Below are 15,400 nucleotides of genomic sequence, written 5' to 3'. Positions count from 1 at the left end.
AGCGTCACGATTCCCGCGGCAACCGGGCCAGCTCGGCGCCGGACCGGTGGCACGGTCGTGATGAAACTGATTCCTGCCCAACGTTTTCCCATGTGGTCGCACTTCCCACAGGCAACGATCAGCGCCTCGTGGCCAAACCGTTGCGGCACGCACAGCACACACCTAATGACGCCAAAGTACACACACATTAGGCAGTCCTAACTTGAGTTCCAGTGTGGCGACAACCCGCCCACCACATCAAAGAAGAAGGTGAGCCGCGATGAACTTCAAGCGAGCGTTGACCGCATCCACCCTGGCAGCCGGTATCGGCGTCGCCGGATTGTTCGGTGTCGGCCTGGCCGGCGCCAATGCCGACCCGGGGTGCCCACCGAACGCGCCGTGCGGCCAGCACGACGACCACCGCGGTCCGGGCGACAACCGTGGCGGTCCAGATGACAACCGCGGCCCGGGCGACAACCGGGGCCCGGCCGCCCCGGTCGGCCGTGACGACGGCTGGCACGACAACCAGGGCCGCGACTGGCAGCACCGCGGCATCGACGACGCCCGCTTCGACCACCAGCCGTTCGACTACAACGGCCAGTGGGTGAACCCGGTGTGGGACAACGGGCACAACGCCTGGGGCTTCTGGCTCGGCCCGATCTGGATTCCGCTGTGATCGAGGCCCGCTGACCCGACCCGCAGCCAGACGGCCCGCCACGTCAGGTGGCGGGCCGTCTGGCATCTGCAGGGCAAACTCGGCATGCACGATCGCAACTTCACGACGGCGTCGAACCGGCGAGACATCGGCGACGAAAATTGCTCCCGCACAATGCCTTCCCAGACTCCCCGGAAACCGACAGGAAACCTTCAGCGCAACGTTCCCGCAACGTGACCGCATACACAGCACACACCTAAGTTCAGCTAAGTGCACGCCCATCGGGCCGCCATAGCGTCAGCTGCATGAAGATCAAACAGGCATTGACCGCGTCCACCCTGGCGGCCGGCATCGGCGCCGCCGGACTCTTCGGCATCGGCCTGGCGACCGCGAGCGCCGACTGGTGCCCGCCGGGCGCACCGTGCGCGGGGCATGACGACCACCGCGACGACCGTGGTGGCGACCGAGGCGGCTGGGGTGGCGACCGTGGCGGCTGGCAGCGCGGCATCGACTGGCGGGGCGACCGGGACGGCTGGCGTGACGACCGTGGCCGTGACTGGCATGGCCGCGGCATCGATGACGGCCGCTGGGACCACCAGCCGTTCAGCTACAACGGCCAGTGGGTGAACCCGGTATTCGACCAGGGCTTCAACGCCTGGGGCTTCTGGCTCGGCCCCATCTGGATTCCGCTGTGACCTGAGGCGCACGGCCGGTACGTTCATGCCGATGGCTGTCGCGTACCGGTTGCTGTGCGTCTCGATGCTGATGTTCGCCTCCCTGACGGTGAACATCGCAGCTCCGGCATGGGCCTGCGGCTGTGGCGCTTACATCCCCGACCGCGCCGGAGCCGCCGTCGTCGACGAACGGGCCCTCATCGCGTGGGACGGCAGCACCGAGGACATCCTCATGTCGTTCGGGATTCGCGGCGCCTCGGATCGGGCCGCCTGGGTGATGCCCGTCCCGTCTGCCGCCCAGGTCACCTTGGGCGACGGAGGAGTGTTCGACGAGCTGGCGCGCATCACTGCGCCGCGGATCGAATACCGGGACAACTGGTGGCCCACCTTCGACTGGCTCACCGGAGGTTCGCGGGGTGCACTCGAAGGGGCGGGCGCGCGTCCCGGCGGCGTCAACGTGCTGTCCAGCCGGCGGATCGGGCCGTTCGACGTCACGCGCCTGGCCGCCGATGACCCGGCCGCCCTCACGAGCTGGCTGACAGCCAAAGGCTTCCCCCACCCCGACGGACTCGACGCCAACCTCGCGTACTACGTCGCGGCCCGTTGGGAGATCGTCGCGATCCAGCTCGCCCCGGATGCGGGTGACACCACGCTGACGGGAACCTTGCAACCGCTGCGGCTGTCGTTCGCGTCCAGCACCGCCGTCTATCCGATGCGGCTGTCCCGGTCGGCGACGGGGCCGCAGAGTGTCGACCTGTATGTGCTGGCCGACCACCGGATGGATCCGAGCTCGGTACCCGTCTCCGGGAACGCCCCGACCCTGCAGTACGCCGGCCGGACCGACTCACCGGCCTTGGCCGGCTACCAGGGCCGCTACCTGACCCACTGGACCAATTATCTCGGCCAGCCCCAGCTCATCGACGGCGACTACGTATTCACCAGTGCCGCAACGGATTCCGACTACGCACAGGTCGTCTACCGGACCCGCGACCGCGGCGGCGTCACGGGGCTGGCACTGCTCGCGGCCGCGCTCGGCGGCGGGGTGTTGGTCGCGGTGCTCTGGATTCGCCGGCGCCGCAGGCGTCAGGCCGAGTAGGCCTCAGGCCAGATAAGCGACGGCATCGCGCAACCGCTCCCCCGCGGCCCGCACGGCCGCGACGTCCGGTCCGGCCCGGAGCACCTCGCGCGACACCGCAGGCAGCAGAGTGCCGGGCTGGGCGCCGCCGAGCCCGGCCAGCGCGTCGGGACGGCCGCCCTGCGCGCCGACTCCGGGCATGAGCACCGGTCCGCCCAGCCGGGACAGATCGGGCACCTCCGCCAGCGTCGCGCCGACCACGACGCCCACCGAGCCATCGGCACCGGCGTTCACCGCGGCGACGGAGTCGACGATCGACTGCGCCACCGTGCGGTCACCGGCCACCGCGCGCTGCACCGAAGCACCCTCCGGATTGGACGTGGCAGCCAGCACGAACACCCCACGGCCGTTGGCGGCGGCGACGTCGAGCAGTGGCTGCAGCGAGCCGAAGCCGAGGTACGGCGATGCCGTCACCGCATCGGCGGCCAGCGGCGAATCACCGGCCCACGCCTGGGCGTAGGCGGCCATGGTCGAGCCGATGTCGCCGCGCTTGGCGTCGGCCAACACCAGCACGCCGGCCTCCCGCAGCCGGGCGATGGTCCGCTCCAGGACGGCGAACCCGGCCGCACCGTAGGCCTCGAAAAACGCGACCTGCGGCTTGACGATCGCGAAACCCGCGAACGCCTCGACGCAGATGTCACTGAACGCCGCCACACCGTCCGCCGAAACGGGCAGACCCCAGGCGCTCAAGAGCTCCGGGTGCGGGTCGATGCCAAGGCACAGCGGACCCCGCTGTGCCATGGCAGCGCGCAGTTTTGAGCCGAAGCTCACTTGGCACCCAACTGGCTGTGCAGCTCCTGCAGCGACCGGACCCCGATGTCTCCGCGGATGCCGGCTTCGATGCCCTGCACCGCGGCCGAGGCGCCCTGCACCGTCGTCACGCACGGGATGCTGGCCGACACCGCGGCCGACCGAATCTCGTAGCCGTCGATACGCGGACCCGAGTTGCCGTACGGCGTGTTGATCACCATGTCGACCTCGCCGGCCTTGATGGCGTCGACCGCCGACATCGCCGGCCGGTCCGGGCTGGGTTCCTCGAAGTTCTTACGCACGACCTCACACGGAATGCCGTTGCGGCGCAGCATCTCCGCGGTGCCCTCGGTGGCCAGCACCCGGAAGCCGAGATCGGCCAGCCGCTTGACCGGGAACACCAGCGAGCGCTTGTCGCGGTTGGCCACCGACACGAACACCGTGCCGCCCGAGGGCAGCGAGCCGTAGGCCGCGGTCTGGCTCTTGGCGAAGGCGGTACCGAAATCGCTGTCGATACCCATGACCTCGCCCGTCGACTTCATCTCCGGCCCGAGCAGCGAATCGACCTGCGAGCCATCGGCTTTGCGGAACCGGTGGAACGGCAGCACGGCTTCCTTCACCGCGATCGGCGCGTTGGACGCGACAGCGGCGCCGTCGCCCTCGGCGACCAGGATGCCTTCGGCACGCAGCTGGGCGATGTTGGCGCCCAACATGATCCGGGCACAGGCCTTGGCGAGCGGCACGGCGGTGGCCTTCGACACGAAGGGCACGGTCCGGCTGGCACGCGGGTTGGCCTCCAGCACGTAGAGCACGTCGTCCTTGAGCGCGTACTGCACGTTGAGCAGCCCGACCACGCCGATGCCGTGGGCGATGGCCTCGGTGGCCTTCCGCACGGCGGCGATGTCGGTGCGGCCCAACGTGACCGGCGGCAGCGCACAGGCCGAGTCGCCGGAGTGGATACCGGCCTCCTCGATGTGCTCCATCACGCCGCCGATGTACACCTCGGTGCCGTCGCACAGGGCGTCGACGTCGATCTCGATGGCGTCTTCGAGGAACCGGTCGACCAGCACCGGGTGCTCGGGTGAGAGCTCGGTGGCGCGCTCGATGTAGCCCTGCAGGGTCTGCTCGTCGTAGACGATCTCCATGCCGCGGCCGCCCAGCACGTACGACGGACGCACCAGGACCGGGTAGCCGATGTCGGCGGCGATGCGGCGGGCCTGCTCGAAACTCGTTGCGGTGCCGAAGCGCGGGGCGGGCAACCCGGCCAAGCGCAGCACCTCACCGAACTCGCCGCGATCCTCGGCCAGGTCGATGGCCTTGGGGCTGGTACCGACGATCGGCACGCCGGCCTTCTCCAGCCGGTCGGCCAGGCCCAGCGGCGTCTGGCCACCGAGCTGCACGATCACGCCGACCACACCCGGGCCGCCGGCCCCGGAGGTCTGCTCGGCGTGGTAGACCTCGAGCACGTCCTCGAAGGTGAGCGGCTCGAAGTACAGCCGGTCAGCGGTGTCGTAGTCGGTCGAGACGGTCTCCGGGTTGCAGTTGACCATCACGGTCTCGAAACCGGCCTCGCTCAACGTGGTTGCCGCGTGCACGCAGCTGTAGTCGAACTCGATGCCCTGCCCGATGCGGTTCGGGCCGGAGCCCAGGATCAGCACCTTGGGCTTCTCGGTCTGCGGGGCCACCTCGGTCTCGGCCGCGGGGTCCAGCTCGTAGCTGCTGTAGTGGTACGGCGTCTTGGCGTCGAACTCAGCGGCACAGGTGTCGACGGTCTTGTACACCGGCCGGATGCCGAGCCGCTCGCGCAGCGCGCGCACGCCGGTCTCGCCCGCCAATTCCGGCCGCAGCGCGGCGATCTGGCGGTCGGACAGGCCGCTGTGCTTGGCACGACGCAGCAGGCGCTCATTGAGCACCGGGGCGTCGACGAGTTCGCCGCGCAGCGCCACCAGGGTGGCGATCTGGTCGATGAACCACGGGTCCACCCCGGATGCCTCGGCCACGGCCTCGACCGAACCACCAAGGCGCAGCGCCTGTTCGATGTCATAGAGCCGGCCGTCGGTCGCGGTGCGCAGTCCGTCGAGCAGCTCGTCGAGGGTCTTGTCGACATCAAGACCGGTCCAGAAGCCGGCCCGCTTGGTCTCCAGCGACCGCATCACCTTGCCGAGCGCCTCGATGAAGTTGCGGCCCAACGACATCGCCTCGCCCACCGACTTCATGGTGGTGGTCAGGGTCTGGTCGGCGCCGGGGAACTTCTCGAACGCGAACCGCGGTGCCTTGACTACGACGTAGTCCAGGGTCGGCTCGAAACAGGCCGGCGTTTCCTTCGTGATGTCGTTGACGATCTCGTCGAGGGTGTAGCCGATGGCCAGCTTGGCGGCGATCTTGGCGATCGGGAAACCCGTTGCCTTGGAAGCCAATGCACTCGACCGCGACACCCGCGGGTTCATCTCGATGACGATCAGACGGCCGTCTGCCGGGTTGATGGCGAACTGGATGTTGCAGCCACCGGTGTCGACGCCGACCTCGCGCAGGATCGCGATGCCCAGGTCACGCATCTTCTGGTATTCGCGGTCGGTCAGGGTCATGGCGGGCGCGACGGTCACCGAGTCACCGGTGTGCACACCCATCGGATCGAAGTTCTCGATCGAGCAGACGATCACCACGTTGTCGTGATGGTCGCGCATCAGCTCGAGCTCGTATTCCTTCCAGCCGTAGATCGATTCCTCGATCAGCACATTGGCAGAAGGCGATGCGGCCAGGCCCTCGCCGGCCATCCGCTCCACGTCCTCGTTGGTGTAGGCCATACCCGAGCCCAGGCCACCCATGGTGAACGACGGCCGAACCACCACCGGCAGACCCAGGTCGGCGACGGTGTCGCGGACCTCGTCCATGGTGAAACAGACCCGGCTGCGGGCGGATTCGCCGCCGACCTTGGCGACGATGTCCTTGAACTTCTGCCGGTCCTCGCCGCGCTGGATGGCGTCGAAGTCCGCGCCGATCATCTCGACGCCGTACTTCTCCAGCACACCGTTCTCGTGCAGCGCGACCGCGGTGTTGAGCGCGGTCTGCCCGCCGAGGGTGGCCAATACCGCGTCGATCTTGTTCCCGCGCTCGGCCTGTTGCGCAAAAATCTTCTCGACGAAGGCGGCAGTGATGGGCTCGACGTATGTGTTGTCGGCGTACTCCGGGTCGGTCATGATCGTGGCCGGGTTGGAGTTGATCAGGCTGACCTGCAGCCCCTCGGCGCGCAGCACGCGGCAGGCCTGGGTGCCCGAGTAGTCGAACTCGCAGGCCTGGCCGATGACGATCGGGCCGGACCCGATGACCAGGATGTGGTTGAGGTCTGTACGGCGTGGCATTACTTATCCCCTGCCATGAGATCGGCGAACTTGTCGAACAGGTACTCGGCGTCGTGTGGGCCGGCCGCCGCCTCCGGGTGGTACTGCACCGAGAAGGCGCGACCGTCCAGCAGCGAAACACCCTCCACCACACCGTCGTTGGCGCAGGTGTGACTGACCACCGCGCGGCCGAACGGGGTGTCGAACTCTTCCCCGGCTTCACCTTCCAGCGCGAAGCCGTGGTTCTGCGCGGTGATCGCGATGCGGCCGGTGGCCTTTTCCACCACCGGGATGTTGATGCCGCGGTGGCCGAAGGTCATCTTGTAGGTGGACCGGCCGAAGGCGCGGCCCAGAATCTGGTTGCCGAAGCAGATGCCGAACAACGGAATTCCGGCCGACAGCACCTGCTTGGTGAACTCGACCATGTGGTCGGCGGTCGCCGGGTCACCCGGGCCGTTGGATAGGAAGACCCCGTCGACCTTGAGGTCGGCGATCTCATCGAAGGTCACCGACGACGGCAGCACGTGGCTGCGGATGCCGCGGGCCGCGAAGTTGCGCGGGGTGTTGGTCTTGATGCCGAGGTCGATGGCCGCGATGGAAAAGCGGTGCGCCCCATTGGGTTCCACCACATATCGGCCATCGGTGCTGACCTCGCCGGCCAGGTCCGCGCCGAGCATCGACGGCTGGTTGCGCACGCGGTCCACCAGCTCATCGACGGACGCCGGACCCGCGCCTGATGTCGCCGCCAAAGCGGCTCCGGAGAACACGCCGGCCTTCATCGACCCGAAGTTGCGCAGGTGGCGCACGATGGCGCGGGTGTCGACGCCGGCGACACCCACGATGCCCTGACGCACCAGCTCGTCGTCGAGGGTGCCGGTGGCCCGCCAGTTCGAGGCGCGCGGCGACGGGTCACGGACCGCGTAGCCCGCGACCCAGATCTTGTCGTCGCGGCTCTCGTTGTCCTCGCCGTTCCAGCCGGTGTTGCCGATCTGCGGGGCGGTGGCCACCACGATCTGCCGGTGGTAGCTCGGGTCGGTCAGGGTCTCCTGGTAGCCGGACATGCCGGTGGAGAACACCGCCTCTCCCAGGGTCTGGCCCACGGCGCCGAACGGTGTTCCGGTGAACACCCGGCCGTCCTCCAGCACCAGCACGGCGGTCTGGTCACTCGTCACTTACTGTCCTCCTCAACCCATTTGGCCAGTTCGCGACGGTCGTCGCTGCGGAATCCGGTATCGATTTCGGTGCCCGACGGGAGTTGCCACCGGATGGCGAGAATCCCGTCGTAGGTGAGCACCTTGCCGGCGATGGCCCGCTCGGTGCGGATCGCGGTGATGGATTCCTCGGGAATCCAGATCGGGCTGCCGCCGGTGAGCTGCAGCATGATGCCTTCGGGGTAGCGCGTCAGCACGGCCTTGCTGCGAAAACCGAGGGAGCCCACGGCAATTCGGTCCTGCCAGCTCGGCGTGAAGGTGCTGCCGATGTACATGCCCTTGGTGGCCGAGACCGTCGCCGGACCCACGGTGTCGGGCAGCGCGGGCAGCAGCCCGACCGCGCCGGCCTGGCGCTGCACCCGGTGCATCCAGCCCTTGAGCATCTGCCGGACCGCGAACCCGAGCAGCACCACCACGACGGCGGCCAGCACCAGGTAGGTGACCAGTGTCGGAGTGTTCACGCGGGACTCCGCCCGTCCCGCGCAGTCACCTTGCCGCGCAGCATCGTCACGGTGACGGTGGCGGGCAGCGTCATCGACTCGTACGGCGTGTTGTCCGAACGGCTGGCCAGGCCGGTGCCCTGCACCGTCCAGGTGGCGTCGGGATTCACCACGGTCAGGTTGGCGGGTTCGCCGACCGCCAGCGGGCGGCCCTGGTCGGGCAGGCCGACGATGGCGGCCGGGGCCTCGCTCATCACGCGGGCCACGTCGCGCCAGCTCAGGAGGCCGGGCGCCACCATGGTTTCGACGACGACCGACAGTGCGGTCTGCAGGCCGAGCATGCCGGGCCGGGCGTGGGCGAACTCGCACATCTTCTCGTGTTCGGCGTGCGGGGCGTGATCGGTTGCGACGCAGTCGATCACCCCGTCGGCCAGGGCCTGGCGCAGCGCCTCGGCGTCGCTGGCCTCGCGCAGCGGCGGGTTGACCCGGTTGCGGCCGTCGTAATCAGCCAAGCGCGAGTCGTCCAGCAACAGGTGGTGCGGGGTGACCTCGGCGGTGATCGAAATGCCCTGGGCCTTGGCCCACTTGATCAGCTCGACGGTGCCCGCGGTGGAGGCGTGGCAGATGTGCACCCGGGCACCGGCGTCGCGGGCCAGGATCGCGTCGCGGGCCACGATGGACTCTTCGGCCGAGCGCGGCCAGCCGGCCAGTCCCAGCCGGGCGGCGTTCGGGCCTTCGTGCGCGACGGCGTCGACGGTCAGGCGCGGTTCCTCGGCGTGCTGGGCGATCAGGACCCCGAGTCCCGCTGCGTATTCCAGGGCCCGGCGCATCACCAGCGGGTCGTCGACGCAGATGCCGTCGTCGGAGAACATCCGGACCTGCCCGGCGCCGGCGGCCATCAGGCCCATCTCGGTGAGCTGCTTGCCGTCGAGTCCGACGGTGACCGCGCCGACCGGATGCACGTCGACCAGGCCGACTTGCTGCCCGCGGTGCCAGACGTGGTCGGTGACGACGACGGTGTCGGCGACCGGATCGGTGTTGGCCATGGCGAACACCGCGGTGTAACCACCGAGAGCGGCTGCCGCCGAACCGGTTTCGATGTCCTCGGCGTATTCGCGGCCGGGCTCGCGCAGGTGGGTGTGCAGGTCCACGAAGCCGGGCAGCATGACCTGGCCGGCGGCGTCGATGATCTCGTCACCGGTCAGGCCGGTCCCGATTTCGGCGATCTGCCCATCGGCGATCAGCACGTCGACCGGATCGCCCTCGCCGTAGAGGCGAACGCCACGAATCAAGACACTCATGCGATCACCTCCCGGCCGGCGCCAACGAGAAGCTGGAACAGCACTGCCATGCGCACATGCACCCCATTCGAAACCTGTTGCAGTACAGCTGATTGCGACGAATCCGCGACCGACGACGCGATCTCCATGCCGCGCAGCATCGGACCGGGGTGCAGCACCACCGTGTCCTCGCTCAAGCCGGCCAGGCGCTTCTCCGACAGGCCGAAGCGCACCGAGTACTCGCGCGCCGACGGGAAGAACGCGCCGTTCATCCGCTCGGCCTGCACGCGCAGCATCAGCACCGCGTCGGCGGCCGGCAGTTCGGCATCCAGGTCGTGCGAGACGGCCACCGGCCAGTCCGCGACCCCGACCGGCAGCAGCGTCGGCGGCGCCACCAGCACCACCTCGGCGCCGAGTGTCGACAGCAGCGAGACATTCGAGCGCGCCACCCGGCTGTGCAGGATGTCGCCGACGATCACCACCCGCCGGCCCTCGATACCGCCGAGGCGCTGACGGATGGTCAGCGCATCCAGCAGTGCCTGCGTCGGGTGTTCGTGGGTGCCGTCGCCGGCATTGATCACAGACGGACCACCGTGCTCGTCCAGGGTCCAGGCCGCAAGTTGTTGTGCCGCACCGGAAGCCGGGTGCCGGATGATCAGCGCGTCGGCTCCGGCGGCGCGCAGGGTCAGCGCGGTGTCCCGCAGCGACTCCCCCTTGGCCACCGAGGATCCGGAGGCGCTGACGTTGATGACGTCGGCGCTCATCCACTTACCGGCGACCTCGAACGACACCCGGGTGCGGGTGGAGTTCTCGTAGAACATGGTGATCACGGTGCGGCCGCGCAACGTCGGCAGCTTCTTGACGTCGCGGCCCAGCAGCGCTTCGCGGAACCTGTCGGCGTCGTCGAGGATGGCCGTGGCCTGTTCGCGACTCAGGTCCGAGGCGGACAGCAGATGCTTCACCTGGTGGGTCCTCCGTAAGGGGCAATGGAGACGTGGTCGTCTCCGCCGTCGGTTTCGGACAAGCGCACCTTGACGTTCTCGCTGCGCGACGTCGGGACGTTCTTGCCGACGTAGTCGGCCCGGATGGGCAGTTCGCGGTGGCCACGGTCGACGAGGACGGCCAGCTGCACCATGCGGGGGCGGCCGATGTCGCGCAGCGCATCGAGGGCCGAGCGCACGGAGCGGCCTGAGTACAGGACGTCGTCGACGAGGATCACCGTCGCGTCATCGATGCCGCCCTCCGGAATCGAGGTCGAGGCCAGCGCCCGCGGCGGCTTGAAGTTGAGGTCGTCGCGGTACAGCGTGATGTCGAGCGCTCCGGTGGGCAATTCGGTACCGGAGAATTCCTTGACCTTCTCGGCGATCCGGGCGGCCAGGGTGACACCGCGGGTCGGGATGCCGAGGAGCACGACGCGCGGTGCGTCGGGCGCGTCGAGCGCGGTCTTTTCGATGATCTGGTGCGCGATGCGCGAGATGGTCCGGCCGACGTCGGCGGCGGACAGCAATTCCCGGTCGGTGGGGTCACCGGACACGCCAGTTTCGTGAGCAGCCACGAGTACCTGACCTCCTTCTCCGCCTCTCTGGACGGATCGTTAAAGGACGTCTAACTAGCCGCGTAGCTTAGCAGGCCGCCACCGCGTCGCCGTCAGGCATGGTGTCCTGCGCTTCGTCGAGCACCGCCCCCCGAGTTTCCGGCAGCACCAGCGTGCAGACGATGCTGACCAGCACGAAGACGGCGATCATCAGCCCAACTGCCCAGCTCCCGAGGGCGGCGACCAGCGGCCCAGCGACCAGCGGCGGCAACGCACCGCCGACGATCCCGGCGAGGTTGAAGGCCATGCCGGCACCGGTGTAGCGGTAACGGGTGGCGAACGTCTCAGGCAGGAACGCCCCGATCGGTCCGTAGGCGAGCCCGAAGATGCAGAAGATGCCGGCGATCGCCACCGCGAAGGCCACCGGGGACCCGGAGTCGATCAGCGGCATGACGAGGAATGCCCACGGCAGCGCCAGCCCGAAGCCCACCAGGATGATGCGGCGCCGGCCGTACCGGTCGCACAGCACGGCCGAGATCGCCGAGAACACCATGAGCGATACGCCCGCGAGCACACCGACGGCGAGGATCAGGGTCCGCGGATGGTGGATGCGGGTGCTGGCGTAGCTCATCAGGTAGGTACCGCCGAGGAAGCTCATGGTGAAGATGCCGACCATGCAGCCGGCACCGAGCAACACCTGCTTGCTCTGCCGGCGCATCAGTTCCGACAGCGGCGCACGGGGCACCGTGCCCCGCTTCTGCTCCGCCACGAACACCGGGGTCTCGTCGATGCTCAACCGGACGTACAGCGCCACGGCCAGCAGCACCGCGCTGAACAGGAACGGCAGCCGCCAGCCCCAGTCCAGGAACACCGGGCTCTTCTCCCCGATCGTCACATTGGCGATCAGCACCACCAGGTTGCTGACCGCCAGGCCGGCGCCCGCGCCCAGTTGGGTGAACATCCCGTACATGCCGCGTTTTCCGGCCGGGGCGTATTCGGCGGACAGCAGTGCCGAACCGGCCCATTCCCCGCCCACCGCGAAGCCCTGGAACACGCGCAGCGTGAGCAGGATGATCGGCGCGGCGATGCCGATCGACGCCGAGCTGGGCACCAGGCCGACGCCGACGGTGGACAGGCCCATGATGAGCAGTGTCGCGACGAGAGTCTTCTTGCGGCCCAGGCGATCTCCGAAATGCCCGAAGACCGCCGCGCCGATCGGGCGGGCCAGGAACGCGACCGCGAAGGTGGCCAGCGACGAGATGGTCGCCATGGCCGGCGGCAGGTTCGGGAAGAACACCTGCGGGAAGATCAGCGCCGCGGCGGTCCCGTAGATGTAGAAGTCGTAGAACTCGATCGCGGTGCCGATGAAACTGGCGAACGCCACCTTGTTCATCGGCGTGTGCGGGGTCGACGGGTCTGCAGCCACGTCAGGCAGTATTGCCTACCGCCGGTCTGCTGCTGATCAATTTACTTCCCGATGGCTCGGATGGCGCCGCGAGCGCCCCGCTGTCACCGGCTAACGTGACCGGGGTGAATCTCGACGCGAACACCGAATCGGTCAGCGCGGCGATCGACACCGGCCTGCTGGCCGGGGCGGTCACGCTGGTGTGGCAGGACGGCGCGGTCCGGCAGGTCAACACTCTCGGTCACCGTGACGTGGACGCCAAGCTGCCGATGGAACGCGACACCGTCTTCCGTATCGCGTCGATGTCCAAGCCCGTCACCGTCGCCGCCGCGATGACGCTGGTCGACGAAGGCCGGCTGGCGCTGACCGATCCCATCGCGAACTGGGTGCCCGAGCTGGCCAACCCGCGCGTGATGACGAGCCTCGACGGGCCGCTGGACCGCTCTGTGCCTGCGCGACGGCCCATCACCATCGAGGATCTGATGACCCACCGCGGCGGCCTGGCCTACGGGTTCACGGTGCCGCCGCCACTGGGCAAGGCCTACAACAAGTTGCAGTCGCTGCAGGATCCGGACCGCTGGCTGGCCGAGCTCGGCCAACTGCCGCTGGCCCATCAGCCCGGTGACGCGCTGACCTACAGCCAATCGACCGACGTGCTGGGCTTCATCCTGTCCCGCCTCGAGGGCAAGCCGCTGCCAGATGTGTTGGCGGAGCGCATCTTCAAGCCGCTCAACATGGTGGACACCGGTTTCGCGGTGACACACTCGGGCCGGCGGCGAGCCGCGACGATGTACCAGCTGGCCCCCAACGGGGACACGCTGACGCTGCAGCCCGGAAAAATGGGGCCGCCCCAGGTGATGCCGCCGACGTTCTGCGCCGGCGGCGGCGGGCTGTGGTCGACCGTCGACGACTATCTGACGTTCGCGCGGATGCTGCTGGCCGGCGGCGAGGTCGACGGGGTTCGGGTGCTGTCGGAGGAATCGGTGGCGTCGATGCGCACGGACCGGCTCACCGCCGAGCAGAAGCACCAACAGTTCCTGGGCGCGCCGTTCTGGATCGGCCGCGGCTTCGGGTTGAACCTGTCCCTGGTCACCGACGAGGCCAAGGCCACGCCGTTCTTCGGTCCGGGCGGGCCGGGCACGTTCAGCTGGCCGGGCGCGTTCGGCACCTGGTGGCAGGCCGACCCGAGCGCGAACCTGATCCTGATCTACCTGATCCAGAATCAGCCGGAGCTCAGTGTGGATGCCGCCGCCGCGGTCGCCGGCAACGCCTCGCAGGCCAAACTCCGTTCGGCGCGACCGAAATTCGTGAAGCGGACGTATCAGGCGCTGGGCTTGTAAGTCAGCCCGCCCGGGCGACGGTGAGCCGGTGCATGTCGGCCATGCCCTGCTCCTGGGCATCGTGCATCCAGGCCGGCAGCGGCGCCCGCAGCTCGGGCAGCACCTCGTTGTCGAGCAGCCCCTGCAGCTTGGCCTGCTTGCCGCTGCGACCCGCCTGGTTGTCGAGTTCCTGCGCGCCCGAGGGTGACTCGTAGTCGTAGAGCTCGTAGTCGATCTTGCGGGTGCGATCGGTCTCCATGCCGCCGGGCTGCCAGTACGAGTAGCGGCCGAACTTCGCGTCGGGCGTCCGGACCGCGACGATGTGGCTGGGCGCCGACGTCGGAATCTCGGTGGATATCGGCCCGCCACCCATCATCTTCTGCACCGCAGGCGATTTCATCAGTGCCGCCATTTCTTCCACGGACATGTCGTCGGTGGCGTGCGCGACCCAACGGCGGCCCGCCGCACCGGGATTCGCGGCGATGGCGGCGATGTCACCCCGCGCCTGCAGGTAGCTGAAGCGGCTGTCCGAACGCCAGCCGTTGCCGCCGGTGGCGACGGTCAGCAGCAGCGGAGCGATGTCCACACTGGAGGTCAGCTGGCCGCGGCGCTCCCCTGGTTTGGGGGTCAGGTGGCCGGCGGGGTCGTGCACGTACAGCGGCACCCGGATCGACTCTTCGTAGATCGCCGCGCCCTTGCCGCGCAGGCCGTGCGAGCCGGCGTACTCGCCGTGGTCCGAGGTGAACACCACCACGGTGTCGCGCTCCACGTCCGGGCGCGACGCCAGGGTGTCCAGCACCCGGCCGATCTGGACATCCACCTGCTGATGCAGCCACAGATAGTTGTCGAGGCACCGGGCCCACTGTGCCGCCATCTCCGGACCCGAATACGGCACCGGGCCGGTCATCAGCGGCGACATGAAGTTCATGTAGTCGATCTGCAACTGCGGCTTACCGCGGCGGCGCATGTCCTCGGGCGTCTCGAAGTTGATCGGCATCCCGGAGAACACGTGCGGAACATCGTCCGGCAGTGGGTTTCTCGGCCACCAGCAGATGTCGTGCGGATTCACCAGGGACACCGTGGTGCACCACGGGCCGCTGCCGGCGTGGTCGGCGAACCAGCCGTCGAACTGGTCGACGATGGTGTGGTCGACCTGCAGGCCCTGGTTCGGGCCACCGTTGGGCGACGGAAACGTGCCACCCGAAAAACCGTGTGCGTCAAGGCCGTCCGGGGTGGTGTCGGAAACGTGGCCCAGGTGCCACTTGCCCCACCACCACGTCCGGTAACCCTGCTCGCGCAGCATGGTGCCCCAGGTCGGGAAGCGGGGCGCCAACGTGGATTCGGTGGGTCCCTCGCCGGTGTACAGGCACCCCGTCTGGTGCGAGTAGAGCCCCGTGGTCAGGACGCCGCGCGACGGCGTGCACATGTTGGATGCCGAGTAGTGCCGCTCGAAGGACACGCTGCGCTGCCGGAGCCGGTCCAGGTTGGGCAGTAGTTCGCCGAGCCGTTTCGCATCGGGAAACCATTGGGGCGCGCGCATCTGGTCCACGATGACCACCAGAATGTTGGGCCTGCCCGCCGCACGCTCGCGGCCCGCACGGGACAACAGCTGATAGCCGCCCACCCCCGCCGCCGCCACCCCCGCTGCCGCCGCCGTGCCCTTGAGAACTGTGCGCCGGT

At 68.7% G+C, this 15,400-nt stretch carries 13 protein-coding genes; 4 read left to right on the top strand and 9 right to left on the bottom strand.

Features of this window, described 5'->3' with window-relative positions; translation table 11 throughout:
- Positions 1 to 259 precede the first annotated feature (259 nt).
- From TL10_RS26725 to TL10_RS26715, 3 genes are all read left to right on the top strand, one after another.
- Positions 260 to 655 (top strand): hypothetical protein, encoded by a 396-nt coding sequence (locus tag TL10_RS26725; protein WP_043392677.1) that lies wholly within the window; start codon positions 260 to 262, stop codon positions 653 to 655.
- Between the two features lie 284 nt (positions 656 to 939).
- Entirely contained in the window at positions 940 to 1,329 is a 390-nt protein-coding gene (locus TL10_RS26720; protein WP_043392678.1) for a hypothetical protein, read from the top strand.
- A 31-nt stretch (positions 1,330 to 1,360) separates the two neighbouring features.
- Complete coding sequence (locus TL10_RS26715; protein ID WP_043392679.1) at positions 1,361 to 2,404, top strand: DUF2330 domain-containing protein; 1,044 nt, start codon at positions 1,361 to 1,363, stop codon at positions 2,402 to 2,404.
- A gap of 3 nt (positions 2,405 to 2,407) precedes the next feature.
- On the opposite strand, the gene pyrF is transcribed toward TL10_RS26715, so the two are convergent.
- The 8 genes from pyrF to TL10_RS26675 all read right to left on the bottom strand — a co-directional run bounded on the left by pyrF (position 2,408) and on the right by TL10_RS26675 (position 12,389).
- Positions 2,408 to 3,214, bottom strand: a complete 807-nt coding sequence (gene pyrF / locus TL10_RS26710) for an orotidine-5'-phosphate decarboxylase (protein ID WP_081936589.1) — start codon at positions 3,212 to 3,214, stop codon at positions 2,408 to 2,410.
- A complete protein-coding gene (gene carB / locus TL10_RS26705; RefSeq protein ID WP_043392682.1) occupies positions 3,211 to 6,552 on the bottom strand; it encodes a carbamoyl-phosphate synthase large subunit in 3,342 nt (1,113 codons plus the stop codon). Before carB ends, pyrF begins: the two co-directional genes overlap by 4 nt.
- On the bottom strand, positions 6,552 to 7,703 hold the full coding sequence (gene carA / locus TL10_RS26700; RefSeq protein WP_043988036.1) for a glutamine-hydrolyzing carbamoyl-phosphate synthase small subunit: 1,152 nt from the start codon (positions 7,701 to 7,703) through the stop codon (positions 6,552 to 6,554). The genes carB and carA overlap by 1 nt, the downstream gene beginning before the upstream one ends.
- Positions 7,700 to 8,203 (bottom strand): PH-like domain-containing protein, encoded by a 504-nt coding sequence (locus TL10_RS26695; protein ID WP_043988035.1) that lies wholly within the window; start codon positions 8,201 to 8,203, stop codon positions 7,700 to 7,702. The genes carA and TL10_RS26695 overlap by 4 nt, the downstream gene beginning before the upstream one ends.
- Complete coding sequence (locus TL10_RS26690; protein ID WP_043988034.1) at positions 8,200 to 9,483, bottom strand: dihydroorotase; 1,284 nt, start codon at positions 9,481 to 9,483, stop codon at positions 8,200 to 8,202. Before TL10_RS26690 ends, TL10_RS26695 begins: the two co-directional genes overlap by 4 nt.
- Complete coding sequence (locus tag TL10_RS26685) at positions 9,480 to 10,424, bottom strand: aspartate carbamoyltransferase catalytic subunit (RefSeq protein WP_043988033.1); 945 nt, start codon at positions 10,422 to 10,424, stop codon at positions 9,480 to 9,482. The genes TL10_RS26690 and TL10_RS26685 overlap by 4 nt, the downstream gene beginning before the upstream one ends.
- Positions 10,421 to 11,017 (bottom strand): bifunctional pyr operon transcriptional regulator/uracil phosphoribosyltransferase PyrR, encoded by a 597-nt coding sequence (gene pyrR, locus TL10_RS26680; protein WP_276525135.1) that lies wholly within the window; start codon positions 11,015 to 11,017, stop codon positions 10,421 to 10,423. The genes TL10_RS26685 and pyrR overlap by 4 nt, the downstream gene beginning before the upstream one ends.
- 67 nt (positions 11,018 to 11,084) lie before the next feature.
- A complete protein-coding gene (locus TL10_RS26675) occupies positions 11,085 to 12,389 on the bottom strand; it encodes an MFS transporter (protein WP_043392698.1) in 1,305 nt (434 codons plus the stop codon).
- 137 nt (positions 12,390 to 12,526) lie between these two features.
- On the opposite strand from TL10_RS26675, the gene TL10_RS26670 reads away from it, so the two are divergent.
- Positions 12,527 to 13,741: a serine hydrolase domain-containing protein gene (locus TL10_RS26670; protein WP_043393072.1), complete on the top strand. Its 1,215-nt coding sequence runs from the start codon at positions 12,527 to 12,529 to the stop codon at positions 13,739 to 13,741.
- Position 13,742: 1 nt separating this feature from the next.
- On the opposite strand, the gene TL10_RS26665 is transcribed toward TL10_RS26670, so the two are convergent.
- Positions 13,743 to 15,400: sulfatase-like hydrolase/transferase (locus TL10_RS26665; RefSeq protein ID WP_234711548.1), on the bottom strand; the 1,658-nt coding region annotated here is incomplete at its 5' end.

Source organism: Mycolicibacterium llatzerense, assembly GCF_000878195.1.
Taxonomy (GTDB): Bacteria; Actinomycetota; Actinomycetes; order Mycobacteriales; family Mycobacteriaceae; genus Mycobacterium; species Mycobacterium llatzerense.
The sequence above is the reverse complement of the archived record's forward strand: the minus strand, read 5'-3'. Positions and strand labels throughout refer to the sequence as shown.

Bases quoted from the DNA above. Each gene is read 5' to 3' on its own strand.
- TL10_RS26725 (WP_043392677.1), top strand. From the start codon at position 260: ATGAACTTCAAGCGAGCGTTGACCGCATCCACCCTGGCAGCCGGTATC.
- TL10_RS26720 (WP_043392678.1), top strand. From the start codon at position 940: ATGAAGATCAAACAGGCATTGACCGCGTCCACCCTGGCGGCCGGCATC.
- TL10_RS26715 (WP_043392679.1), top strand. From the start codon at position 1,361: ATGGCTGTCGCGTACCGGTTGCTGTGCGTCTCGATGCTGATGTTCGCC.
- carB (WP_043392682.1), bottom strand. From the start codon at position 6,552: ATGCCACGCCGTACAGACCTCAACCACATCCTGGTCATCGGGTCCGGC.
- TL10_RS26690 (WP_043988034.1), bottom strand. From the start codon at position 9,483: ATGAGTGTCTTGATTCGTGGCGTTCGCCTCTACGGCGAGGGCGATCCG.
- TL10_RS26675 (WP_043392698.1), bottom strand. From the start codon at position 12,389: ATGAACAAGGTGGCGTTCGCCAGTTTCATCGGCACCGCGATCGAGTTC.